Raw genomic sequence first — 21,893 nt, 5'->3', positions numbered from 1 at the left:
GGGGACTGGTTCGGGGTCGCACTGTGGGTCGTGGGCGCGGCCCTCCTGCACGACCTGGTGCTGCTGCCGCTGTACGCCCTGCTCGACCACGCCCTCGTGAAGGCGGCGGGCCACCGACGCGCCCACGTGGCGTACGTCCGCGTGCCGGCCGCCCTCTCCGGGCTGCTGCTGCTCGTGTGGTTCCCGCTGATCAGCGGGCGGGTGGCGGGGCGTTACGCTCCCGCCACCGGCCTGTCCCCGGACGGCTTCCTGACGCGCTGGCTGCTTCTGACGGCCGCGCTGTTCGGCGGCTCGGCGCTGCTGTTCCTGCTGCGGCTGCGCAGGGCGACGAAGGAACGGCCGCCGGCCGCCCACTGACCGTCGGCACACCAGCCCGCGCGCTCGGCGTGCCGCAGCAGGGCCGGTGTGCCGAGCCGCGCCCAGGGGAACGGGCTGCCGGCCGCGCCCCGGGCGTCGGTCACATGGACCAGTACACGTTCGTCGAGGTCCAGCTCCGGCACGGTCTCGGCGATCAAGAGACCGTCAGCACTGAGGAGTTGGTCCATCCGGTCGAGAAGCGCCGCCGGGTCACCGCCGATTCCCACGTTGCCGTCGATCAGGAGCGCGGTGCCCCAGCGGCCCTCGCCGGGCAGCGGCTCGAAGACCGAGCGCCGCAGCGCCGGCCCGCCGAGCGACCCCGTCCGTGAGACGGCCGCCTCACTGACGTCGATGCCCAGCACTCGCCGCCCCCGCGCCCCCAGAGCCGCCACCAGGCGCCCCGGCCCGCAGCCGACGTCGAGCACCGCGCCCTCGCAGCGCCGCAGCACCTCCAGATCCGCCGCGTCGGCGTCGGCGCACCAGCGCTCCACCTCCAGCGGGAGCAGCCAGCCGTCGGCCCGGCGCAGGAAGAGCGGGCCGCGGCCGGCGCGCAGGGCGTCCGCGTAGGGGTCGGCGGACCAGGGGTCGGCGAGGGGCGTCCGCTGAGGAGCGATCCGCACGGTGCTCATCGGGCCCCGGCCGCACTGAGCCGGGCCAGCTCCGCGGCGAACCGGCCGCCGGGCGCGGTCCGGGCGACCACGTCCGCGTCCAACGCCGTGTCCACGTCCCGCAGGCACGGCAGGTCCCGCACCCTCAGCCCCGCGAGCCGCGCCCGCTGCACGGCCCCCGTCGAGGGCGTCGACATCGGCACGCCCAACAGCAGTGCGGGATCCGGCGCGGCCAGGCCCAGCGCCCAGAAGCCGCCGTCCTCGGCGGGCCCGAAGTACGCCTCGCAGTCCGCGAAGTCCACCGTGAGCAGCTCCGGCGTCACCTGCGGGGTGTCCATACCGATGAGCAGGGCCGGACCGTCGCAGTCCGCGAAGGCGACGGCCAGCCGTTCGTCGAGGCCGCCCGCGCACTGCCGTACGACCTCGAAGCCGGGCGGCAGCCACGGGCCGGGCTCGCCCTCCAGGACCAGCACCCGGCGTCGTGCGGGCGTCCGCGCCACCACGTCCAGGGTGTCCGCCAGGGACGCCTCGGCGAGCGCGGCCGCCTCCCGGGGTGTGAACGGCGGGGTCAGCCGGGTCTTCACCCGGCCCGGCCGAGGCTCCTTGGCGATGACGAGCAGCGTGGTCACGCGTGGACTCCCTTCTCGGTGGCCGTCCCGGTCTCGGTCAGGACGCGGCTCATGTCCCGTACCGCCTGCCAGGTGCCGAGCCAGGTGCCGGTCACCTTGGAGGTGCCGGTGCGCGGCCGGTAGGGGACGTCGTGTTCGGTGATCCGCCAGCCCGTGTCGGCGGCGCGCACGACCATCTCCAGCGGGTAGCCGCTGCGCCGGTCCGTGAGGCCGAGGGCGAGCAGCGGCTCGCGCCGGGCGGCGCGCAGCGGGCCGAGGTCGTGCAGGCGCAGTCCGGTGCGGCGGCGGAGCAGCCGGGCCAGGGCGAGGTTGCCGGCCCGGGCGTGCAGCGGCCAGGCACCGCGGGCCTGGGGGCGGCGCCGGCCGAGGACCAGGTCGGCCTCACCGGCCGACACCTCGCGCACGAACGGCACCAGGTCGGCGGGGTCGAGCGAGGCGTCGCAGTCGCAGAAGCAGACGATGTCGGCCGTGGCGGCCGTCAGGCCCGCATGGCAGGCGGCGCCGAAACCGCGCCGCTTCTCGTGCACGACTTTCGCGCCGAGGGCGTGGGCGATGCGGGCCGAGCCGTCCGTGGACCCGTTGTCCACGACCAGCGCCCGCCAGCCGGGCGGGATGCGCTCCAGCACCCGGGGCAGCGCCTCGGCCTCGTCGAGGCAGGGGAGGACGACGTCCACGGAGACGGGGTCCCGAGGGAGATCGGAAGAGGTGGTCACGGCTCTCACCCTACGAGCGCGAAACAGGCATATCGGACCCTTGCTCCTTACGAAACGCGGACGTCGGGAGCCGGGAGCCGCAGGGGAACGCTCAGGATGCGAGGCTGGCGGAATGGAGCAGCAGCCGTACGAACGGACCGGGGCCCGGGTCCTCGTCGTGGACGACGACCCGACCGTCGCCGAGGTCGTCTCCGGGTACCTCGACCGGGCCGGATACGTCGTCGACCGTGCCGGGGACGGGCCCGACGCACTCGCCCTGGCGGCCGCACACTGGCCGGACCTCGTCGTCCTCGACCTGATGCTGCCGGGCATGGACGGACTCGAAGTGTGCCGGCGGATGCGTGGGCGCGGACCCGTCCCGGTCATCATGCTCACCGCGCGCGGCGACGAGGACGACCGCATCCTCGGCCTGGAGGTCGGCGCCGACGACTACGTCACCAAGCCCTTCAGTCCTCGCGAACTCGTCCTGCGCGTCGAGTCCGTGCTGCGCCGCGCCCGCCCGGCCGAGCCTTCGGGCACCCTCCGCGCGGCCGGGCTCGCCCTGGACCCGGCGGCCCGCCGCGCCACCAAGCACGGCCGCGAACTCGCCCTCACGATCCGCGAGTTCGACCTCCTCGCCTTCCTCATGCGCCACCCGGGGCGCGCGTTCGGCCGCGAGGACCTGATGCGCGAGGTGTGGGGCTGGGACTTCGGCGACCTGTCGACGGTCACCGTCCATGTCCGGCGACTGCGCGGGAAGGTCGAGGACGATCCGGCCGGCCCCCGTCTGATCCAGACCGTGTGGGGCGTGGGCTACCGCTTCGAGGGCGGGACGTGACCCTGCGCGTCGCGCACCACCCGGCGGCCGAGGTCTGACCTCGTGCCATCGGTCAGGCTCGCCTTACACTGGGCCACAAGGGACGTTCGCGACATATCGGAACCACCGTGCGCTACCAGCGGATGCTCGTACTGGCCCTCGCCCTGGTCCTCGTGTCGGTGTCCGCGATCTCCGGACGGGCACAGGGTGAGGAAGGCCCGCGCGGTCCCACGTTCGGCGCGCGCGCCGTGCAGGCGCTGATCGACGGCATCCAGTTCGGTGTCATCATCGCGATCACCTCGGTCGGGCTCTCGCTGATCTTCGGCACCATCCACCTGATCAACTTCGCGCACGGCGAGTTCGTCACGATCGGCGCCACCTTCGCCTTCTTCCTCAACGCCTCCGCGGCCGGTCCGGGCTGGCACCTGATCCCCGCCGCCCTCGCCGCGGTGGTCTTCGGCGCCCTGCTGGGCGCGGCCGTCGACCGGGGCCTCTGGCGCCCGCTGCGGGCTCGCGGCACCGGGCTGATCAACATGTTCATCGTCACCATCGGGCTCTCGCTGCTGCTGCGGCACGTGGTCCTCGTGCTGTACGGAACCCGGCCCGCCTCCTTCGCGCAGTACGACATCCAGGAAGCGATCAGCGTGGGCCCGGCGAGCATCACCCCCCGGGACCTCACGGTCACCCTGCTCGCCGTGCTGGTGCTGCTCGGCATCGCCGTACTGCTGCAGAAGACGCGCATCGGCACGGCTGTCCGGGCCGTCTCCGCCAACCGCGACCTCGCGGAGGCGACGGGCATCGACGTGCAGCGGGTGGTGCTGTTCGTGTGGATGCTCGGCGGCGGGCTCGCCGCACTCGGCGGGGTCTTCTTCGGCCTCGTCGAGATCATCACCTGGGACATGGGCTTCAAGCTGCTGCTGCTCATGTTCGCGGGGGTCATCCTGGGCGGCCTCGGCTCCGCCTACGGGGCGATGGCCGGCAGCCTCGTCATCGGCATCGTCGCCCAGATGTCCACCCTGTGGTTCCCGGTCGACCTGCAGTACGCGTGGGCGCTGCTCGTCCTCATCGTCGTCCTGCTCGTCCGGCCGCAGGGCATCCTCGGCCGGGCCGAACGCGTCGGGTGAGGGGTGCGCCATGGACTTCTCGGTCATCCTCTCCGACGCTCTGCGCTCCGGCATCGGCCCCATCGCGGCCGTCTACGCGCTCGCCGCGATGGGGCTGAACCTGCACTTCGGTTACACGGGACTCCTGAACTTCGGCCAGGTCGGTTTCATGCTGGTCGGCGGCTACGGGCTCGCCATCACGGTGTCGACGTACGACGGCCCGATGTGGCTCGGTGTCCTCGCCGGAGTCGCCTGCGCGATCGTGCTGGCCCTGCTGCTCGGCCTGCCCACCCTGCGGCTGCGCGCCGACTATCTCGCGATCACCACGATCGCGGCGGGGGAGACGCTGAGGCTGTTCTACCGCTCCAGCTGGGCCGAGCCGGTCACCGGTGGGGTGTTCGGGCTGCAGAGGTTCGCGAAGGACTTCTACTCGCTCAACCCCGTCGAGCCCGGAACCTACGGCGTGTGGCTGGTGAAGTTCAGCTCCCGCGACCTGTGGGTGATGATCGTCGGATGGACGCTGGTGGCGGTGGCCGCGGCCCTGCTCGCCCTGCTCATCCACAGCCCGTGGGGCCGTGTGATCCGGTCGATCCGGGAGGACGAGGTTCCCGCGCGCAGCCTCGGCAAGAACGTCTACGCGTACAAGATGCAGAGCCTCCTGCTGGGCGGCGTCATCGGAGCGGTCGCGGGCATGATGCAGGCGATCCAGGTGCAGTCCGTGAACCCGGACAACTACGACCCGGGTGTCACGTTCTTCCTGTACACGCTGCTCATACTCGGAGGTGCCGGGCGGATCCTCGGGCCGGTCGTCGGCTCGATCCTGTTCTGGTTCGTCCTCAGCTTCCTCGACAGCGCCCTGAGGCAGGCCATCGACGCCGAGTACGTCTCGCCGGACCTCATCAGCACCTCCGAGGTCGGTGCGGTGCGCTTCGCCCTGGTCGGGGTCGCCCTGATCCTGCTGGTCGCGTTCAGGCCGCAGGGCATTCTCGGCAGCCGGAAGGAGATGCTGCTCAGTGACCGCTGACATGGCCGGATCCGGCGGTCCCGGGGCCGCCGACGGGCGCACCGGGGCGGGCAGGCTCTCCGGGATCGTTCCCGAGCCGGGGGTGCGCAAGCCGGACCCTCTGCTGGTCCTGGACCAGGTGACCCGAACCTTCGGCGGCCTCGTCGCCGTGCGGGTCGAACACCTGGAAGTGCAACGCGGTGTCATCACGGCGCTCATCGGGCCCAACGGCGCCGGCAAGACCACCCTGTTCAACGTGGTGAGCGGGTTCGACCGGGCCGACGGCGGCCGTTGGTCGTTCGACGGACAGCCTCTCACCGGCTCCCCTGCGCACCGGGTGGCGAGGCGGGGACTGGTCCGTACGTTCCAGCTCACCAGGACGCTCGCCCGGCTCACCGTGATGGAGAACATGCTGCTCGCCGCGCCCGGGCAACGCGGGGAGCGGGCGCTGCCCGCGCTGCTGCGACCGCTGTGGCGCGGGCAGGAGCGGGAGTTCGAGCGCCGGGCCGGTGAACTGCTGGACCGGTTCCGGCTCGGGCCCCTGCGCGACGACCACGCCGGCACGCTCTCCGGCGGTCAGCGCAAACTGCTGGAACTGGCCCGCGCTCTGATGGCCCGGCCGGTCATGATCATGCTCGACGAGCCGATGGCCGGGGTGAACCCCGCCCTGACCCAGTCGTTGCTCGGGCACATCACCCAACTGCGGGACGAGGGGCTGACGGTGTGCTTCGTCGAGCACGACATGGACGTGGTGATGGGCATCAGCGACTGGGTGGTCGTCATGGCCGACGGCCTCCTGGTGGCCGAGGGCCCACCGCACACGATCGGCCGGAACGCCGCGGTCGTGGACGCCTACCTGGGCAAGCGGCACGACGAACCGGGAACGGCGACCGAGGAGAGGGAACAGTGATGCCCGCCGAGGAACGGGAACACAGGCAGGAACCGGTGCTGGCGGCCGACGGCATCGTCGCCGGATACGTCCCCGGGGTCGACGTACTGCGCGGCTGCAGCATCGAGGTGCGTCCGGGCGAGGTGGTCGGCGTGATCGGCCCCAACGGCGCCGGCAAGTCGACACTCGTCAAGGCCGTCTTCGGGCTGCTGCGGGTGCGCGGCGGGACCGTACGGCTGCGCGGCGAGGAGGTCACCAACCGGCCGGCGCACGAGCTGGTCCGGCGGGGCGTGGGCTACGTACCGCAGCTGCAGAACGTGTTCCCCGAGCTGACCGTCGAGGAGAACCTGCGGATGGGCGTCTACCTGCGGCCCAAGGACTACGCGCGGCGGGCCGCGGCGGTGGAGGAACTCTTCCCCCTGCTGGCCGACCGCCGCAGGCAGAAGGCCGGCGCGATGTCCGGCGGCGAACGCCAGATGCTCGCGATGGCGCGCGCACTGATGATGGAGCCGCAGCTGATGCTGCTCGACGAGCCGTCGGCCGGCCTGTCACCGCTCCACCAGGACCACGTCTTCGACCGCTGCAGAATGATCAACAGCGCGGGCGTCGCCGTCCTCATGGTCGAGCAGAACGCCCGCAGGTGCCTGCAGATCTGCGACCGCGGCTACGTCCTCGACCAGGGCCGCAACGCGTACACCGGCACGGGTACGGCCCTGCTGCACGACGAGAAGGTGATCGAGCTCTACCTCGGCACGCTCGCCCGCGCCCGTTGACCCCCGCTCCTGTCCGTCCTCCCGGTCACTCCTCGGCCTTGCTGGTCTCGGTACGCAGGGTCTGCAACTGTCCCTTGGCGTCGTAGCCGTACACCTCGATCGTCGCCTGGCCGGGTTCGCCCTTGTCGATGAAGTCGAGCGGACCGCTCACACCGTCGTAGTCGATGTTCTTGCCGTCGGCGATCAGCTCCTTGCAGGCGGCGAACGTGGTGCACTTCTCGCCGTCCCTGGTGACCCCGTTCATCTCCTTCACGTACTCGCCCGGGTCGTCGGACTCCGCCTTCTCGGCGGCGAGCGCGATGGTCGTCGCGCAGTCGAACACCTGCGGTGCGAACTGCAGCTCCTTCAGCTGCGGAGCGAACTTCTTCAGATCCTTCACGTACTGCTCGTTCCCCGCCGATGCCGGCGCGGTCCCCTTCATCCCGGCGAGCCGCTCCGGCTGCCCGGGGGAGACCAGCGACGCCAGTTCCTCGCTGCGCAGTCCGTCGGCGCCGTAGACGCCGATCCGGTCGGGCCCGAGTCCGGTCTCGATCAGGCCCTGCAGGATCTGGGTGCCTTCCTCGAAGGCGATCACCACGGCGGCGTCCGGCCCGGAGTTCTCTATCTTCTGTACGACCTGGTCGAAGTTGCTCGCCTTCGGGTCGTACGTCTCGGCGAGCGTCACGGTCGCACCGCGCTCCTCGAGCGTCTTCCGCGTGGTCTCCATGAGGCCGCGTCCGTAGTCGTCCGCCCGTGCGACCAGGGCCACCCGGTCGTGGCCGTCTCGCCGGATCACATTCGCCAGGATGGGCCCCTGCAACGCGTCGCTCGGGACGGTACGGAAGTAGAACCCGTCGTCCTCGTAGTCGGTGAAGGTGGGTGCGGTGTTCGACCCCGAACACTGCACGACGCCCGCTCCGGTCACCCGGTCGATGAACGAGAGCGACATGCCGGAGGCCGCGGCGCCGATGATCGCGTCCACGCCCGCCGCGAGGACCCGCTCGGCCGACTGCGCGGCCACGGCCTCCTGGCCGGCCTCGTCACTCGAGACCACCTTCGGCACCGGCTTGCCCAGCACCCCGCCCGCGTCGTTGATCGTCTGTATCGCGAACTTCAACGACTCGATCTGCGGCGGGCCGAGGTAGGCCAGCTGACCCGTCTCCGGCAGGACATAGCCCAACTGCAGCTCACCATCGCCCGGCTCGGCCGGGACCGCGGATCGAGCGGTGCCCGTCGTACCGCAGACAGCTATCACCAGAGCAGCCGCGCTCGTGAAGATCGCGGACCGCCGTATCGACGCTTTCATCTCCGCCTCCGCTCGGTACAGGCGGCGGTGGTCGACAGGCCGGCCATCCGCCCGCCCTCTGTACATGATCCTAGAACTCATCCGGATGCCCGAGAAGTGCGAATGATGAGCATTTGTGAATGATCGGCCTTGGTGGTCCAGGCCGCGCTCCTGATCAGCCGGACACGCCCTGGCACATCCCCGCCCGCGCGAACTCCCGCATCCCCTCCCCGAACCCCACCCCCGCCTGCCAGCCCAGCTCCGTCCGCAGCCGCGCCGAGTCCGCCGTGATGTGCCGTACGTCCCCCAGCCGGTACTCCCCGGTGACCACCGGCTCCGGGCCGCCGTAGGCGGAAGCCAGCGCGCGGGCCATCTCGCCGACCGTGTGCGGCTCGCCGCTGCCGGTGTTGTACGCGGTCAGCGCGCCAGGGCGGGAACCCGCCTCCAGAGCCGCCACGTTGGCCGCCGCCACATCCCGTACGTGCACGAAGTCCCGCCGCTGGCCGCCGTCCTCGTAGACCCGCGGGGCCTCACCGCGGGCGAGTGCCGACCGGAAGAAGGAGGCGACCCCGGCGTACGGGGTGTCGCGGGGCATGCCCGGCCCGTACACGTTGTGGTAGCGCAGCGACACCGCCGAACCTCCCGTGGCCCGCGCCCACGCCGCCGCCAGATGCTCCTGGGCGAGCTTGGTCGTCGCGTAGACGTTGCGCGGATCGACCGGGGCGTCCTCGCCGACCAGACCGGGAGACAGTTCGGCCCCGCACCCCGGGCACAGCGGCTCGAAGCGCCCCGCGTCCAGGTCGGCGACGGCGCGGGGACCGGGCCGGACCACCCCGTGCCGGACGCAGGTGTAGCGGCCCTCGCCGTACACCACCATCGACCCGGCGAGCACCAGCCGTCGTACGCCCGCGTCGGCCATGGCGGTGAGCAGCACCGCCGTACCGAGGTCGTTGCGGGAGACGTACTCCGCCGCGTCGGAGAAGCCGGCCCCCAGGCCGACCATCGCCGCCTGGTGGCACACGGCGTCGACGCCGGTCAGGGCGCGGCCGACGGTGTCGGGGTTGCGGACGTCCGACGCCGGGTCGGCGCGGACGTCGTAGACGAGGGGCTCGTGCCCGTGGGCCCGCAGGGCCTCCACGACATGGGACCCGATGAACCCGGCACCGCCGGTGACCAGTACACGCATGCGGCCACGCTAGGGCCGGGCGCGGCCCGCACGACCGGGCCGCGCCCGGTACGTCACGGCTTCGTAAGACTCAAGGGGCCCAGTGGCAGCGCCATCGTGAAGACCGTCGTCCCCGGCTCGCTGCTCAGCTCGATCGTGCCGCCGTGCGCCGCGACCAGGGAGCGGGCGACCGCGAGGCCCAGACCGCTGCCACCGCGGTCGCGGCTGCGGGCCTTGTCGACGCGGTAGAAGCGGTCGAAGACGCGGTCGCGGTCGGCGGGCGGGATGCCGGGGCCCGCGTCCGCGACCCGCACCAGCGCCCGGCCGGGCTCGGCCAAGACCGTCACGCTCACCTCGGTGCCCGCCGGGGTGTGCACGGCCGCGTTGGTGAGCAGGTTGTCCAGGACCTGGCGGATGCGCTGCGGGTCCACGCGCAGTACCAGCGTCCCGGGGGCGGCCGCCACCGTCAGCGGATGGTCGGGGTGGCTCGCGAGGAACGCGTCGGCCGCGTGGTCGACCAGCTCCACCAGGTCGGCCTCCAGGGGCCGCAGCGGGGTCTCCACCTCGGCCGCGTCGAGGCGGGCGAGCAGCAGCAGGTCGTCCAGGAGGAAGCCCATCCGCGCGGCCTCGGCGCGCAGCCGGGCCAGGTGCTTGTCGCGTTCCTCGGGGGCGTTGGCGGCGGCGTACTGGAAGAGGTCCGCGTAGCCCCGAACGGACATCAGCGGGGTCCGCAGCTCGTGCGAGGCGTCCGCGACGAAGCGGCGCAGGCGCTGTTCGGCCTCCGCGCGGACCGCGAGGGAGTCGTCGATGTGCTGCAGCATCGTGTTGAACGCCGTGCGCAGCTCGTCCACCTCCGGGCCTCCGTCCCTGCCGTCCGCGCGCAGCGGCAGCCGGGCCGCCGACTCGGTCAGGTCGTGCGAGGTGATGCCGTGCGCGGTGGAGGCCATGTCGCTCAGCGGCTGCAGCCCGCGCCGCAGCAGCTTGCGGCCGAGCACCACCAGCGCCAGCACCGCCAGGGCGAACGCGATCACCTGCACGGTGATCAGCCGGTCCACGGTGTCCTCGATGCCCGACATGGGCGCGGCGCTGACCAGAACCACCCCGGGCTCCACCTCGCAGGCCCGCAGCCGGTACACACCCTCCCCGTCGATCCTCACGGTGCGCATCAGCTCGGTGTCGGAGTGCGCCATGGTCTCGGCGAGCGTGGTGAGCGGACGGATGTCGTGCGGGATGTCGGCGGGCTGACGCAGGACCGCCGCCTTGTCCGACACGTCGTACACCGCGGTGAACCAGCCCCAGTACGGCTTCTGCGTCACCGTGCCGTTGGCCGCGGCGTCCTTGGACTGCACGGTCTGGACGACCTTCAGCTGGTAGCCCAGCTGGCTGTCCAGGTAGTCCCGCATGTACATCGTCAGGGCGTAGCCCACGACGGCGAACACCACCAGGGACAGCGCACCGAGGCCCAGCGCCAGCCGGGTGCCCAGGCGCAGCCTGCGATAGACGTGGCGAAAACGCCGCAGGGCACCCTTCACTCCGCGGCCTGCCGGACCACGTAGCCGAAGCCGCGGACGGTGTGGATCAGCGGCTCGCCCGTCGCGTCGAGCTTGCGGCGCAGTCGGCTGACGACCAGCTCCACGACGTTGGAGCGGCCGCCGAAGCCGTACTCCCACACGTGGTCCAGGATCTGCGCCTTGGTCAGCACGGTCGGCGACTTGCGCATCAGATAACGCAGCACCTCGTACTCGGTCGGCGTAAGCGTCAGCAGGTGCTCGTCGCGCCGCACCTCACGGGTGTCCTCGTCCATCGTCAGGTCCGCCACCCGCAGCACCGAGCGCTGGAAACCCGGCCCGGCGCTGCGCCGCAGCACCGTCCGCAGCCGGGCCATCAGCTCCTCCACCGCGAACGGCTTGACCAGGTAGTCGTCCCCGCCCCGGGTCAGCCCCGCCACCCGGTCGGCGACCGCGTCCCGGGCGGTGAGGAAGACCACCGGCACCATCGTCCCGGAGCGCCGCAGCCGGTCCAGCACGCCGAAGCCGTCGATGTCGGGCAGCATGAGGTCGAGCACCACGATGTCCGGGCGGAACTCGGCGGCGCGGCTCAGCGCCTCCTCGCCCGAGTTCGCGGTGACCGCGTCCCATCCCTCGTAGCGGGCGACCGTCGCCACGAGGTCGGCGATCGGCGGGTCGTCGTCCACGACGAGGAGTCGTACTTTGTCCACCCGCTCATACTGCGTCACCGGACCCCCGTGCCGGAGCGCCGGTGTCCGTCGTGGCCACATCGATAAGCACTTGAAAGTCGTACGACAGGGAATCGACAGCTCCCGGCGGGGAAGCTCGATACCCCGGCCCCGATCAAGGAGCTCGCCGAGTGACTGCCGTCCAATCACCCCCCGCGCCCCCCACGGCGATAAAACGTCCCAGGGTGGTGGCCCGCACGGGCCTGTACGCCGTGCTGGCCGCGAACGCGGCCGTGGTGACCTTCTTCTTCACCCAGGCGGGATTCGCGTCGAACGCCCTCATCGTGCTGGGCCGGCTGGCCGGTCTCTACGGTGCGCTCCTGATGGCCTTCCAGCTGGTGCTGGTGGCCCGGCTGCCCTGGCTCGACCGCCGTATCGGCATGGACCGGCTCACCTCCTGGCACCGCCTGACCGGCTTCGGCATCCTGTTCACGCTGCTCGCGCACGCCGTCTTCATCAGCTTCGGCTACGCCGAGTCCTCCGACATGGACCCGGTCAGCCAGCTCGTCGACCTCGCCGAGACCGTCGAGGGCGTGCTCCGCGCCGTCGTCGCGCTGGCGATCATCATCGTGGTGGGGGCCGTCTCCGGCCGCTACGCCCGGCGCCGCCTCGCGTACGAGACCTGGCACTTCATCCACCTGTACACCTACGCCGCCGTACTGCTGGCCTTCACCCACCAGGTCGCGGTCGGTACCACCTTCACCTCGTCGTCCGCCGCCACGACGTACTGGTACGGCGTCTGGGGCGTCGCGCTCACCTCGGTGTTCGTCGGCCGCCTGGTGCTGCCGCTGTGGCGGAACTGGCGCCACCAACTGCGCGTCACCGCCGTGGTCCCCGAGTCCGACAACGTCGTCTCCGTCTACATGACCGGCCGCGACCTCGACCGCATGCCCGCCCGGGCCGGCCAGTTCTTCCTGTGGCGCTTCATGACCCGGGACCGCTGGTGGCAGGCCAACCCGTTCTCCCTGTCGGCCGCGCCCGACGGCCGCACCCTGCGCCTGACCGCCAAGGCCGCCGGCGCCGGCAGCGCCTCCCTGCGGCACGTGAAGGTCGGCACACGCGTATTCGCCGAAGGCCCCTACGGCGCCTTCACCGCGATGCACCGCACCCGTTCCGAGTCCGTGCTCATCGCCGGCGGCGTCGGCGTCACCCCCATCCGCGCCCTCCTGGAGGAGCTGCAGGGCCACGCCGTCGTCATCTACCGCGTCGCCACCGACCGGGACGCCGTCCTTTACGAAGAGCTGCGCGACCTGGCCGACGCCAAGGGCTGCGAGCTGCACCTGGTGACCGGTCCGCCCGTCCCGGACAAGCTGGCGCCCGGCGAGCTGGCCCGGCTGGTGCCCGACATCGCCGACCGGGACGTCTTCCTGTGCGGGCCGCCGCCGATGATGAACGCGGTGCTGGGCAGCCTGCGCGAGCTGGACGTGCCCAAGCCGCAGATCCACTTCGAGCGCTTCAGCCTGGCGGGATGAGGAAGACACCGTGAAACGAGCGATCCCTGTCGTGGTCCTGAGCATCGCGGGCCTGGTCCCCGTCTGGCTCTACCAACCGTCGGCCGACACGTCCACCGTCCAGGTCACCACGCCCGCGCCCTCCGCGTCCGCCTCGTCCGGGTCCTCGGGCTCCTCCTCCCACGTCGTGTCGGGTCCGACGGTCACCACGGAGAAGGGCCCGGTCCAGGTCGAGGTGACCTTCGCGGGCGAGCAGATCAGCGCCGTGAGGATGCTCCAGCAGCCGAACCACCCGCAGACGACGGCCGCGGTGCCGAAGCTGATCGCTGAGACGCTGGAGGCGCAGAGCGCGGACATCGACACCGTGTCCGGCGCGACCATCACCAGCGACGGCTACCGGGAGTCCCTCCAGGCCGCGATCGACGCGAAGGGCTGACCGTCATGCACCGCGTCGAACACGTCATGGGCTTCCCCGTCTCGCTGCGGATCGACGACGAGGGCATCCCCGCGTCGGCCGCGGACGCCGTCTTCGCGTGGCTGCACGAGGTCGACGTCCGGTTCAGCCCGTTCAAGCCGGACAGCGAGGTGTCGCGCCTCGACCGCGGCGAGCTGTCGCCCGGTGACCTCAGCGCGGACCTGCGCGACGTCCTCGACCTGTGCGAGCACTACCGGGACGCCACCGGCGGCGCCTTCGACGTACGGCTGCCCGGCCGCCGCCTCGACCCCTGCGCGGTGGTCAAGGGCTGGTCCGTGCAACGGGCGGCGGACCTGCTGACGGCGTCCGGGGCGACGCGCTTCTGCCTCAACGCCGGCGGTGACGTGGTCGCCGCCGGCGGTCCCTGGCGCGTGGGCGTACGACACCCCGAACACGCCGACAAGCTGTGCACCGTCCTGGAACTCACCGACGGTGCGGTCGCCACCTCCGCCCGCTACGAGCGCGGCGACCACATCATCGACGGCCGCACCGGCCGCCCGGCGACCGGTCTGCTCAGCCTGACCGTCGTCGCGCCGACCCTCACCGAGGCGGACTCGGTCGCCACGGCGGCCTTCGCGATGGGCGCAGAGGGCGTCGAGTGGGCCGCCGGGCAGCCGGGGTGCGAGGTGTTCGCCGTGGACGCCGGGCGGCGGGTTCTCCGGACGGCGGGATTCCCCGTCGCCGGGGAGGGCGCGGCGGCCGCGTAAGACGTCGGGCAGGCTGCCGGAACGACACGACGCCCCACCGCCGGAGCAGGCGGGGGGCGTCGTGGAGCCGGCGTCAGCCGACGTCGGAGGCGTCCAGGCGGTACAGGCCGCTGTAGTCGGACACGGCCGTGCCGTTCTTCTCGACCCAGGTCGAGACCTCGGTGTTCGAGGAGCCCTGTCCGCTGTCGCTGACGACGATGTAGTGCAGCTTGCCGGACTTCACCAGGCTCTTGAGCTTGGCGAGGGTCATGGCGTTGTCGCTGCCGGACCAGCCGCCCATGGAGATCACCGGCTGACCGGACTCCAGGATGACCGAGGACGCGGTCTGGTCGGTGGCCACCGCCAGCAGCCAGGTGGCGCCGTCCTGGTTCTTCTTCAGGTAGGTGATCATCTCGGACGAGACCTGGGTGACACCGCCCATGCCACCGCCGCCGGTCCGACCGGTGCCGGTCTTTGAGGACGAGGTGCTGCCGGACGGCGGCTGTCCCGTCGACTGCCCCGTCCCGGTCCCGCTGGGCGCACTGCCGCTCGGCCGCTGACCGCCGCCCGCGCCGCCGCCCATGCCGCCACCGGTGCTCGGACCGGCTGTCGGGTTGGTGCCGTTGGTGCTCGAGGTGGCCGCCGACACCGAGTACGCGGCGGGACCGGCGAGCAGGGCCACCACCGCGGCCAGGGCGGCGACCCCCGTCAGCCGCTGGCGCCGGGTGAACCGGCCGACCAGCAGGGCGATCACCGCGGCCGCGCCCGCCACCCCGGCCACGACCTGAGCGACCGTGTACAGCGTCCCGGAGCCGGAGACCCGCTGGAGCAGGACGACCGCCCAGACCGTGCTGCCCGCCACCGCCGCCGGCAGCACCCAGCCCCACTTCGCCGCCGAGCCCTCACGGAGGGCCCGGTGGAGCATCACGGCGCCGATCCCGGCCAGGGCCGCGATTCCCGGGGCCATGGCGGTGACGTAGTACGGGTGGAAGGTGCCCTCGGCGAGGGCGAAGGTCAGGTAGTGCAGGACGAACCAGCCGCCCCAGAGCATCAGCGCCGCACGCCTGGCGTCGGTCCGGGGGGCCCGGCCGCGCAGCACCAGGCCGCCGGTCAGGGCGACGAGCGCGAAGGGGATCAGCCAGGAGATCTGGCCGCCCATGATCTCGTTGAACATGCGGTAGACGCCGGCGTCGCCGCCGAAGCTCGCCCCGTTGCCCTGCGAGCCCGTCGACGCGCTCGCCCCGAAGATCCGGCCGAAGCCGTTGTAGCCGATGACCAGGTCCCAGACCGTGTTGTCGGTCGAGCCGCCGATGTAGGGGCGGGAGGAGGCCGGGATCAGGTCGACGACCACCATCCACCAGGCGCTGGAGACGACGAGCGCGAGTGTGCCGACGGCGAGGTTGCGCAGGCGGCGGCCCACACCGCCCTGGGCGGCCCACAGGTAGACCAGGAAGAACGCGGGCAGGACGACGTACGCCTGCATCATCTTCGTGTTGAACGCGAAGCCGATCGCGACGCCGGACCACACCAGCGGCATCAGCCGCCCGGTGCGCACCGCCTTCATGAGCGTGGCCGCGCCGAGCAGCATCAGGAAGACCAGGACCGGGTCCGGGTTGGTGTCCCGGGTGAGGGCGACCGTGATCGGGGTGAGGGCGAGCGCGAGGGCGGCGATCGTGCCCGCCACCGGCCCGAAGTCCCGCTTGACCATGCGGTACAGCAGGGCGACCGAGCCGACGCCGACCGCGACCATCGGCAGCGCCAACTGCCAGGTGCCGTAGCCGAAGACCCGGGCCGAGAGGCCCATCACCCACAGGGCGAACGGTGGTTTGTCGACGGTGATGAAGCTGCCGGAGTCGAGCGCCCCGAAGAAGAACGCCTTCCAGCTCTGGGTGCCGCTGTAGACGGCGGCGTCGTAGAAGGTGTTGCCGGTGACGGAGGTGAGGTTCCAGGCGTACAGGGCCGTGGCCAGTACCAGGACCGCCCACAGTGCGGGCCGTGCCCAGCGGGGGTCCTCGGGGGCGCCGGTGAGGACCTTGCGGGTACGGGCGGCGAGGCCGCCGCCGGCGGGCGGTGCCACCCGGTGCCGGGGCGCGTCCTGCTGGACGGGTGCGGGCAAAGGGGCGAGGGTCGTCATGACGCGTACTCCAGGTTCGCCTGGTGGGACGGGTGGGCGGGAGCCGTGCGGGCGGCGGGGACCTGCGGGACGCCGGTCCGGCGCGGCAGGGCGGTGACCCGGGTGCGGCCGGTCACGGTGGCGCGCAGCATGCGGCCCATGCCCTTGAGGTCGTCGACGGCGGTGCGCACGACGTCGACCCGGCTGTCGGGGTCGTCGACCCAGTCGACCGGCACCTCGTGGATGCGCAGGCGGTTGCGCTGCGCCAGGACCAGCAGTTCGGTGTCGAAGAACCAGGCGTTGTCCTCGATGTGCGGGGCGAGGGCCCGGAAGACGTCGGTGCGTACGGCCTTGAAGCCGCACTGCGCGTCCGAGAAGCGGGCCGCGAGGCCCAGCCTGAGCAGCAGGTTGTAGGAGCGGGAGACGAACTCCCGTTTCGGGCCGCGGACGACGTCCGCCTGGCGGTGCAGTCGGCTGCCGATCGCGAGGTCGCTGTGCCCGGAGAGCAGCGGGGCCACCAGCGGCAGGAGGCCTTCGAGGCCGGTGGAGAGGTCGACGTCCATGTAGGCGACGACGTCCGCGTCCGACCGGCTCCACACGTACTTCAGTGCGCGGCCCCGGCCCTTCTCGTCCAGGCGCAGGGCGTGCACGTGGGGGAGTCGCAGCGTCAGGCCGGTGGCCACCGGCCAGGTGGCGTCCGTGCTCGCGTTGTCCGCGACGGTGATCCGGAACGGGAACGGGAAGGACGCTTCGAGGTGTGCGTGGAGACGGCCGATGGTGTCGGCGAGGACGTGCGCCTCGTTGTGGACCGGCACCACGATCTCGACCGACCGCCGCCGGACGCCTCCCGCGTTCGTTTCGTTCATGTCAGTGACCATCGGGGCCGCTTCTGGGGGATCCCTGAGGCCGCTCTGAGCGGGAGGTGAGAATCAGCGGACTCACAGGGTGCGCACAGCGCGGTGACGCCGGACGCCAAGGCCGCGCCCCGGAGCCCGAGTCGAAACGGCGAGTGAGAGCGGATCCCCTTCCGGCACGCCACCCGGGAGAACCGGCCACTCGCCCGACAAGGGCCCGCAACACGCGAGGTCTAGACTCTCCCCGCAAACGGCCTGCACGACCGTGACCGAAAATGGGCAACTTCTGCCAAACCCGAGGGGTATTCGGCGTTTTGATACGGATAGATTCAGTCACCAAGCGGTACCCGGACGGCACGGTGGCGGTCGACCGGCTCTCGTTGGAGATACCCGACCGCTCGATCACCGTCCTCGTCGGACCCTCGGGCTGCGGGAAGACGACGACCCTGCGCATGATCAACCGGATGGTCGAGCCCAGCGAGGGCACCATCCTCCTCGACGGCAAGGACATCCTGCAGCAGCCCGTCAACACGCTGCGCCGGTCCATGGGTTACGTCATCCAGAACGCCGGACTCTTCCAGCACCGCACGATCGTCGACAACATCGCCACCGTGCCCCGCATGCTCGGCTGGGGCAAGGACAAGGCCCGCGCGCGGGCGCGTGAGTTGATGGAGCGGGTCGGTCTGGACGCCGCGCTCGCCAAGCGGTACCCCTACCAGCTGTCCGGCGGACAGCAGCAGCGCGTCGGCGTGGCCCGGGCGCTCGCCGCCGACCCGCCGGTCCTGCTCATGGACGAACCGTTCTCCGCCGTCGACCCCATCGTCCGCAAGGGCCTCCAGGACGAACTCCTGCGCATCCAGGAGGAGTTGGGCAAGACCATCGTCTTCGTCACCCACGACATCGACGAGGCCGTCAAGATCGGCACGATGGTCGCCGTGATGCGCACCGGCGGCAAGCTGGCCCAGTTCGCGCCGCCCGCCGAGCTGCTGTCCAGCCCCGCCGACGCCTTCGTCGAGGACTTCCTCGGCGCCGACCGCGGCATCCGGCGGCTGTCCTTCTTCTCCGCCACGGGACTCGCCCTGCTGACCACGCCGATCGTCGCGATCGACGCCACCGCCGAACAGATCGCCGCCCGCAGCGCGGCCGAGACCCCCTACCTCCTCGTCACCGACCTGGACGGCAAGCCCCTCGGCTGGAGCGAGCCGCGGGACCTCACCGCCGGCGTCGAGGCGGCACAACTCCTGCCGTACGGGCGGCCGTTCGTGGCCGGCAAGGACTCGCTGCGGGCCGCCCTCGACTGCGCCGTGCTCTCGCCCACCGGCTGGGCCGTCGCCGTGGACGGCGAGGGCCGCGCGGCCGGAGTCGTCTCCCAGCAGACCATCGGCGAGGCGATCCGCGGCGCCCACGCGGAAGGCCGTACGGACGGCGGGACCGCCACGGTCACCAAGGCCGCACCGGTCGCACGGGCCGCCGAATGAGTGGCTTCTTCGACATCCCCAGCGACCTCCAGCACAGCTGGCTCGGCCTCATCGGCCTGCACCTGCGCGAGGCCCTGCTGCCGGTGCTGGCCGGTCTGGTGATCTCGCTGCCGCTCGCCCAGCTGTGCGTGCGCTTCCGCTGGCTGTACCCGCCGGTGCTGTGGATCACGACTGTGCTGTACGCCATCCCCTCGCTGGCCTTCTTCGTGCTCCTCATCGACTACACCGGCCAGACCGAACTCACGGTGATGATCCCGCTCACCGTCTACAGCCTCGTCGTCCTGGTCCCGTCGATCGTCGACGGAGTCCGCTCCGTACCGCAGGAGACCCTCGCCGCCGCGACCGCCATGGGCTTCGGACCCGTACGCCGCTACATCCAGGTCCAGCTGCCGATCGCGGTGCCCGCGATCATCGCGGGGCTGCGCGTGGCGACCGTGTCGAGCATCAGCCTCGTCAGCGTCGGCACCCTCATCGGGAACCAGGGCGCCCTCGGCAACCTGCTCAACGACGCCACCATCTACAACCGGCCGGAACTCGCCGTCAACGCCGTTCTCACCATGGCCGCCCTCGCCATCGTCTGCGACGCCCTGCTGGTGGTCCTGCGCCTCCTGCTGACGCCGTGGATGCCGCGCCGGGCGCACACCGAACCGAAGGCCGACCGGCCCGACCCGGCCGCCCTCGCCCTGGAGGACGCAGCCCGGTGAACCTGCTCAACTTCATCAACGCCTTCTTCAGCGACAGCGCCCACTGGACCGGCTACGACGGCATCCCCACGCGCGTGGGCGAACACGTCCAGTACACCCTGGAGGCGCTCGCCCTCGCCGCCGCGATCGGGCTGCCGGTCGGCCTCATCACCGGTCACTTCGGGCGCGGCGGGAACGCCCTCTCCCTGATCGCCACCGCCGGGCGGGCCCTGCCCACCTTCGGCCTGCTGGTGCTGATGACCCTGCTGCTGGGGTTCGGCCTGGTGAACGTGATGATCCCGCTGGTCGTCCTCGCCGTCCCACCGATCCTGGTCACCACCTACGAGGCGATGCGCTCCGTCGACCCGTCGCCGGTGGACGCGGCGCGGGGCATGGGCATGAGCGAGGCCCAGGTGCTGTTCCAGGTCGAACTGCCCGCGGCGCTCCCGCTGGTCCTCAGCGGCCTGCGCTCCGCGGCCATCCAGATCGTCTCCACCGCCACCATCGCCGCGTACGTCTCGCTCGGCGGCCTCGGCCGCTACATCGTCGACGGTCTCTACCAGCGCAACTACGAGAAGGTCGTGGGCGGTGCCACCCTGGTCGCCGGGCTGGCGCTGGTGACGCTCGCGCTGTTCTGGGCGGTGCACCGGACAGCGGTGTCGCGCGGGGTGCGGAGAAGCGGCTGACCGGACAACGGTCGGCACGGAACCCGGGGCGGTCGGAAGACCCGCCCCGGGCCCTGTCACGTGTCAGCCCTCGGTGCGCGACAGGGCCTGTTCCAGGACGACGAGCAGCGCGTCGCGCACCGAGCCGCGCTCGCGGGCGTCGAACACCACGACCGGGGTGCGGTCGTTGACGTCGAGTGCCCAGCGGACCTCGTCCAGGGTGTGCTCGACCTTGCCGTCGAAGGCGTTGACGGCCACCGCGAACGGGATCTGCTTGTGCTCGAAGTAGTCGACGGCCGCGTAGCAGTCGTCGAGGCGCCGGGTGTCCACGATGACGAGCCCGCCGACCGCGCCCTCGACGAGGTCGTCCCACATGAACCCGAACCGCTCCTGGCCGGGCGTGCCGAACAGGTACAGCTTCAGGGTCGGGTCGATGGTGATGCAGCCGAAGTCCATCGCGACCGTGGTGGTGGTCTTGCGCGGGGTGTGACTGAGGTCGTCCACGCCCGCCGCGACCTCGGTGATCGCGGCCTCGGTGGTCAGCGGCGCGATCTCGGAGATCGAGCCGACGGCGGTGGTCTTGCCCACCCCGAAGCCGCCCGCGATCACCATCTTGACCGGCAACGGCGGTCGTACGGCCGGGGCCTGCGCGGCCATGGGGCGGGTGGCCGGTTCAGTCGGTGTCACGGAGAACCCCTCGGGAGTCGGGGATGGCCCTGAGGCCATCGATAACCCTTCGCAGGACGGATGCGTCGTGGGTGACGCCGGAGTCGGGCACGTGCACGGTCAGCTGCCCCGCCGTGCGCAGGTCCTCGGAGAGGATCCGGACCACGTTCAGGTGCAGCCGCAGCCGGGCCGCGATCTCCGCGATGGACTGCGGGCGGCGGCAGGCGGCGACGATGTCGTGCTGTTCGAAGGAGAGTCGGTCGAGCTCGGCGAGCCCCTCGGCGGTGGCCACCACCTGGGTCTCGACGGGCATGGTCCTGCCGTTGGCGCTGGGTGCCACCCGGCCGGCGGTGACCAGGAACGGCCGTACGGCGGCGACGGGGCCGACCGGGTCGGGGCCCGGCGGTGTGGTCCCGTCCTCGCCGGCACTGCTGGGAGTGCGGCCGTCCGCCATGGGTCGTTCTTCCTCCTCGGCCGGGCGGGCGCCCGGTCAGCGCTTCGACGCGGCGCCGACGCTGTTCTTCAGTTCGAGCACCAGCTGGGGACTGAGCGCGCTGCCCGCACGGTTGGCGAACAGCGTCATCTCGTAGGCGATGTTGCCGAGCTTGGCCTCCTTGTCGGTGACGACGCCGAGAACGGCGCCGCTGCCGACCGCGGAGACCAGCACGTGGCCGCCCTCCAGGTCGATGATGACCTTGTTGAGGCCGCCCAGGCCGTAGTTGCCGGAGGCACCGGCGGCCAGGCTGGTGATGCCGGAGACGATCGCCGCGAGGCGCTCGGAGTCGGCGTGCTCGCGCAGCTCGGACACGGCGATGAGCAGGCCGTCGGAGGACACGGCGATGGCGTCCACGACGCCCGCCGTCTCCGTCGCGAAACGGTTGAGCAGCCACGTGAAGTCGGCTGCGGCGGCCTGCAGTTCGGCCGGCGTGGTGCCTCCCGTCGGAGTGTCACCTGTCGACGTGCTCACTGCTCCGCTCCTTCCGGGGAGTGGTTCTGGGGATGCGGGGGGTTGGGTGCGGTCGCTGGGTAGGGATGGGTGCCGGTGTCGTTACCGCTGTCGCGGTGGGCGCGTTCCACGGCCGCCTCGAACTCGTCGAGTGCGTCACGGACGGCGTCCGCGTCGGCGGCGCGTGGCGCGGCCCGCAGGGCGGCCTGCTGGTCGGGGTCGGCTCCGAAGGTCGTACGGAGGGTGGCGCCACGGACGCGGCGTCGCAGGGGGCGGGCGCCGGGGCCGTCGTCGGAGGCGGGGCCGGTGGCGGGCGTCGGTGTCCCGGCCGGGGCGGGGG

The 21,893-nt window shown here is 71.9% G+C and carries 23 protein-coding genes and 1 pseudogene; 11 read left to right on the top strand and 13 right to left on the bottom strand.

Annotation, left to right across the window (positions count from 1 at the left end; all coding sequences use genetic code 11):
• Positions 1-212 precede the first annotated feature (212 nt).
• Genes ACWBNA_RS24680 through ACWBNA_RS24670 form a run of 3 tightly spaced genes read right to left on the bottom strand, consistent with a single transcriptional unit; the run spans position 213 to position 2,316 of the window.
• Positions 213-986 (bottom strand): methyltransferase domain-containing protein, encoded by a 774-nt coding sequence (locus ACWBNA_RS24680; protein WP_482706687.1) that lies wholly within the window; start codon positions 984-986, stop codon positions 213-215.
• Entirely contained in the window at positions 983-1,594 is a 612-nt protein-coding gene (locus tag ACWBNA_RS24675; protein ID WP_482706686.1) for a TIGR04282 family arsenosugar biosynthesis glycosyltransferase, read from the bottom strand. Before ACWBNA_RS24675 ends, ACWBNA_RS24680 begins: the two co-directional genes overlap by 4 nt.
• The gene (locus tag ACWBNA_RS24670) at positions 1,591-2,316 is read right to left on the bottom strand and encodes a glycosyltransferase family 2 protein (protein WP_482706685.1); all 726 of its coding nucleotides are present in this window, start codon (positions 2,314-2,316) and stop codon (positions 1,591-1,593) included. Before ACWBNA_RS24670 ends, ACWBNA_RS24675 begins: the two co-directional genes overlap by 4 nt.
• Positions 2,317-2,419: 103 nt before the next feature.
• On the opposite strand from ACWBNA_RS24670, the gene ACWBNA_RS24665 reads away from it, so the two are divergent.
• The 5 genes from ACWBNA_RS24665 (at position 2,420) to ACWBNA_RS24645 (ending at position 6,871) form a co-directional block, all read left to right on the top strand.
• Positions 2,420-3,124 carry a response regulator transcription factor gene (locus ACWBNA_RS24665; RefSeq protein ID WP_482706684.1) on the top strand — a complete coding sequence of 235 codons (705 nt, stop codon included), beginning with the start codon at positions 2,420-2,422 and terminating at the stop codon, positions 3,122-3,124.
• Positions 3,125-3,231: 107 nt separating this feature from the next.
• The gene (locus ACWBNA_RS24660; RefSeq protein ID WP_482706683.1) at positions 3,232-4,227 is read left to right on the top strand and encodes a branched-chain amino acid ABC transporter permease; all 996 of its coding nucleotides are present in this window, start codon (positions 3,232-3,234) and stop codon (positions 4,225-4,227) included.
• A 10-nt stretch (positions 4,228-4,237) separates the two neighbouring features.
• Positions 4,238-5,230 carry a branched-chain amino acid ABC transporter permease gene (locus tag ACWBNA_RS24655; protein WP_482706682.1) on the top strand — a complete coding sequence of 331 codons (993 nt, stop codon included), beginning with the start codon at positions 4,238-4,240 and terminating at the stop codon, positions 5,228-5,230.
• Positions 5,220-6,119, top strand: a complete 900-nt coding sequence (locus ACWBNA_RS24650) for an ABC transporter ATP-binding protein (protein ID WP_482706681.1) — start codon at positions 5,220-5,222, stop codon at positions 6,117-6,119. Before ACWBNA_RS24655 ends, ACWBNA_RS24650 begins: the two co-directional genes overlap by 11 nt.
• Positions 6,119-6,871, top strand: a complete 753-nt coding sequence (locus tag ACWBNA_RS24645; protein ID WP_482706680.1) for an ABC transporter ATP-binding protein — start codon at positions 6,119-6,121, stop codon at positions 6,869-6,871. Before ACWBNA_RS24650 ends, ACWBNA_RS24645 begins: the two co-directional genes overlap by 1 nt.
• A 25-nt stretch (positions 6,872-6,896) precedes the next feature.
• Here the strand turns inward: ACWBNA_RS24645 and ACWBNA_RS24640 are convergent, their stop codons facing one another.
• The 4 genes from ACWBNA_RS24640 to ACWBNA_RS24625 all read right to left on the bottom strand — a co-directional run bounded on the left by ACWBNA_RS24640 (position 6,897) and on the right by ACWBNA_RS24625 (position 11,518).
• Complete coding sequence (locus ACWBNA_RS24640; protein ID WP_482706679.1) at positions 6,897-8,156, bottom strand: ABC transporter substrate-binding protein; 1,260 nt, start codon at positions 8,154-8,156, stop codon at positions 6,897-6,899.
• Between the two features lie 154 nt (positions 8,157-8,310).
• Positions 8,311-9,321: an NAD-dependent epimerase/dehydratase family protein gene (locus ACWBNA_RS24635; RefSeq protein WP_482706678.1), complete on the bottom strand. Its 1,011-nt coding sequence runs from the start codon at positions 9,319-9,321 to the stop codon at positions 8,311-8,313.
• Between the two features lie 53 nt (positions 9,322-9,374).
• Positions 9,375-10,832 carry a sensor histidine kinase gene (locus tag ACWBNA_RS24630; RefSeq protein WP_482706677.1) on the bottom strand — a complete coding sequence of 486 codons (1,458 nt, stop codon included), beginning with the start codon at positions 10,830-10,832 and terminating at the stop codon, positions 9,375-9,377.
• Positions 10,829-11,518 (bottom strand): response regulator transcription factor, encoded by a 690-nt coding sequence (locus ACWBNA_RS24625; protein ID WP_482706676.1) that lies wholly within the window; start codon positions 11,516-11,518, stop codon positions 10,829-10,831. The genes ACWBNA_RS24630 and ACWBNA_RS24625 overlap by 4 nt, the downstream gene beginning before the upstream one ends.
• A 203-nt stretch (positions 11,519-11,721) precedes the next feature.
• Between ACWBNA_RS24625 and ACWBNA_RS24620 the strand changes: the two genes are divergently transcribed.
• The 3 genes from ACWBNA_RS24620 to ACWBNA_RS24610 are packed head-to-tail and all read left to right on the top strand — an operon-like array spanning position 11,722 to position 14,169.
• A complete protein-coding gene (locus tag ACWBNA_RS24620; RefSeq protein WP_482706675.1) occupies positions 11,722-13,008 on the top strand; it encodes a ferredoxin reductase family protein in 1,287 nt (428 codons plus the stop codon).
• A 10-nt stretch (positions 13,009-13,018) separates the two neighbouring features.
• On the top strand, positions 13,019-13,423 hold the full coding sequence (locus ACWBNA_RS24615; protein ID WP_482706674.1) for an FMN-binding protein: 405 nt from the start codon (positions 13,019-13,021) through the stop codon (positions 13,421-13,423).
• Positions 13,424-13,428: 5 nt separating this feature from the next.
• The gene (locus ACWBNA_RS24610; RefSeq protein WP_482706673.1) at positions 13,429-14,169 is read left to right on the top strand and encodes an FAD:protein FMN transferase; all 741 of its coding nucleotides are present in this window, start codon (positions 13,429-13,431) and stop codon (positions 14,167-14,169) included.
• Positions 14,170-14,242: 73 nt separating this feature from the next.
• Here ACWBNA_RS24610 and ACWBNA_RS24605 read toward each other — a convergent pair whose 3' ends face one another.
• Positions 14,243-16,282, bottom strand: coding sequence for an ArnT family glycosyltransferase (locus tag ACWBNA_RS24605; protein ID WP_482706672.1), 2,040 nt, complete (start codon positions 16,280-16,282; stop codon positions 14,243-14,245).
• Positions 16,279-17,127 (bottom strand): glycosyltransferase, encoded by an 849-nt coding sequence (locus ACWBNA_RS24600; RefSeq protein WP_482706671.1) that lies wholly within the window; start codon positions 17,125-17,127, stop codon positions 16,279-16,281. The genes ACWBNA_RS24605 and ACWBNA_RS24600 overlap by 4 nt, the downstream gene beginning before the upstream one ends.
• A gap of 302 nt (positions 17,128-17,429) precedes the next feature.
• Here ACWBNA_RS24600 and ACWBNA_RS24595 point away from each other — a divergent pair, with 302 nt between their 5' ends.
• The 3 genes from ACWBNA_RS24595 to ACWBNA_RS24585 are packed head-to-tail and all read left to right on the top strand — an operon-like array spanning position 17,430 to position 19,962.
• The gene (locus ACWBNA_RS24595) at positions 17,430-18,593 is read left to right on the top strand and encodes an ABC transporter ATP-binding protein (protein WP_482706670.1); all 1,164 of its coding nucleotides are present in this window, start codon (positions 17,430-17,432) and stop codon (positions 18,591-18,593) included.
• Complete coding sequence (locus tag ACWBNA_RS24590) at positions 18,590-19,297, top strand: ABC transporter permease (RefSeq protein ID WP_482706669.1); 708 nt, start codon at positions 18,590-18,592, stop codon at positions 19,295-19,297. The genes ACWBNA_RS24595 and ACWBNA_RS24590 overlap by 4 nt, the downstream gene beginning before the upstream one ends.
• Positions 19,294-19,962, top strand: a complete 669-nt coding sequence (locus ACWBNA_RS24585) for an ABC transporter permease (RefSeq protein ID WP_482706668.1) — start codon at positions 19,294-19,296, stop codon at positions 19,960-19,962. Before ACWBNA_RS24590 ends, ACWBNA_RS24585 begins: the two co-directional genes overlap by 4 nt.
• Positions 19,963-20,025: 63 nt before the next feature.
• On the opposite strand, the gene ACWBNA_RS24580 is transcribed toward ACWBNA_RS24585, so the two are convergent.
• The 4 genes and pseudogenes from ACWBNA_RS24580 to ACWBNA_RS24565 all read right to left on the bottom strand — a co-directional run.
• Positions 20,026-20,628 carry a GTP-binding protein gene (locus ACWBNA_RS24580; RefSeq protein ID WP_482706667.1) on the bottom strand — a complete coding sequence of 201 codons (603 nt, stop codon included), beginning with the start codon at positions 20,626-20,628 and terminating at the stop codon, positions 20,026-20,028.
• A complete protein-coding gene (locus ACWBNA_RS24575) occupies positions 20,615-21,061 on the bottom strand; it encodes a DUF742 domain-containing protein (RefSeq protein WP_482706666.1) in 447 nt (148 codons plus the stop codon). The genes ACWBNA_RS24580 and ACWBNA_RS24575 overlap by 14 nt, the downstream gene beginning before the upstream one ends.
• A gap of 36 nt (positions 21,062-21,097) precedes the next feature.
• The gene (locus ACWBNA_RS24570; protein ID WP_053752455.1) at positions 21,098-21,574 is read right to left on the bottom strand and encodes a roadblock/LC7 domain-containing protein; all 477 of its coding nucleotides are present in this window, start codon (positions 21,572-21,574) and stop codon (positions 21,098-21,100) included.
• Positions 21,571-21,893, bottom strand: a pseudogene (locus ACWBNA_RS24565) (ATP-binding protein); the annotation flags it as partial. The pseudogene ACWBNA_RS24565 and the gene ACWBNA_RS24570, both read right to left, overlap by 4 nt.

The organism is Streptomyces sp. Q2 (assembly GCF_056820935.1).
The sequence above is the reverse complement of the archived record's forward strand: the minus strand, read 5'-3'. Positions and strand labels throughout refer to the sequence as shown.

What these genes read in the sequence shown, in the direction of transcription:
- ACWBNA_RS24575 (WP_482706666.1), bottom strand. Translation starts at nt 21,061, where the DNA reads ATGGCGGACGGCCGCACTCCCAGCAGTGCCGGCGAGGACGGGACCACA.
- ACWBNA_RS24680 (WP_482706687.1), bottom strand. Translation starts at nt 986, where the DNA reads ATGAGCACCGTGCGGATCGCTCCTCAGCGGACGCCCCTCGCCGACCCC.
- ACWBNA_RS24635 (WP_482706678.1), bottom strand. Translation starts at nt 9,321, where the DNA reads ATGCGTGTACTGGTCACCGGCGGTGCCGGGTTCATCGGGTCCCATGTC.
- ACWBNA_RS24645 (WP_482706680.1), top strand. Translation starts at nt 6,119, where the DNA reads ATGCCCGCCGAGGAACGGGAACACAGGCAGGAACCGGTGCTGGCGGCC.
- ACWBNA_RS24655 (WP_482706682.1), top strand. Translation starts at nt 4,238, where the DNA reads ATGGACTTCTCGGTCATCCTCTCCGACGCTCTGCGCTCCGGCATCGGC.
- ACWBNA_RS24640 (WP_482706679.1), bottom strand. Translation starts at nt 8,156, where the DNA reads ATGAAAGCGTCGATACGGCGGTCCGCGATCTTCACGAGCGCGGCTGCT.
- ACWBNA_RS24600 (WP_482706671.1), bottom strand. Translation starts at nt 17,127, where the DNA reads ATGAACGAAACGAACGCGGGAGGCGTCCGGCGGCGGTCGGTCGAGATC.
- ACWBNA_RS24610 (WP_482706673.1), top strand. Translation starts at nt 13,429, where the DNA reads ATGCACCGCGTCGAACACGTCATGGGCTTCCCCGTCTCGCTGCGGATC.
- ACWBNA_RS24605 (WP_482706672.1), bottom strand. Translation starts at nt 16,282, where the DNA reads ATGACGACCCTCGCCCCTTTGCCCGCACCCGTCCAGCAGGACGCGCCC.
- ACWBNA_RS24665 (WP_482706684.1), top strand. Translation starts at nt 2,420, where the DNA reads ATGGAGCAGCAGCCGTACGAACGGACCGGGGCCCGGGTCCTCGTCGTG.
- ACWBNA_RS24590 (WP_482706669.1), top strand. Translation starts at nt 18,590, where the DNA reads ATGAGTGGCTTCTTCGACATCCCCAGCGACCTCCAGCACAGCTGGCTC.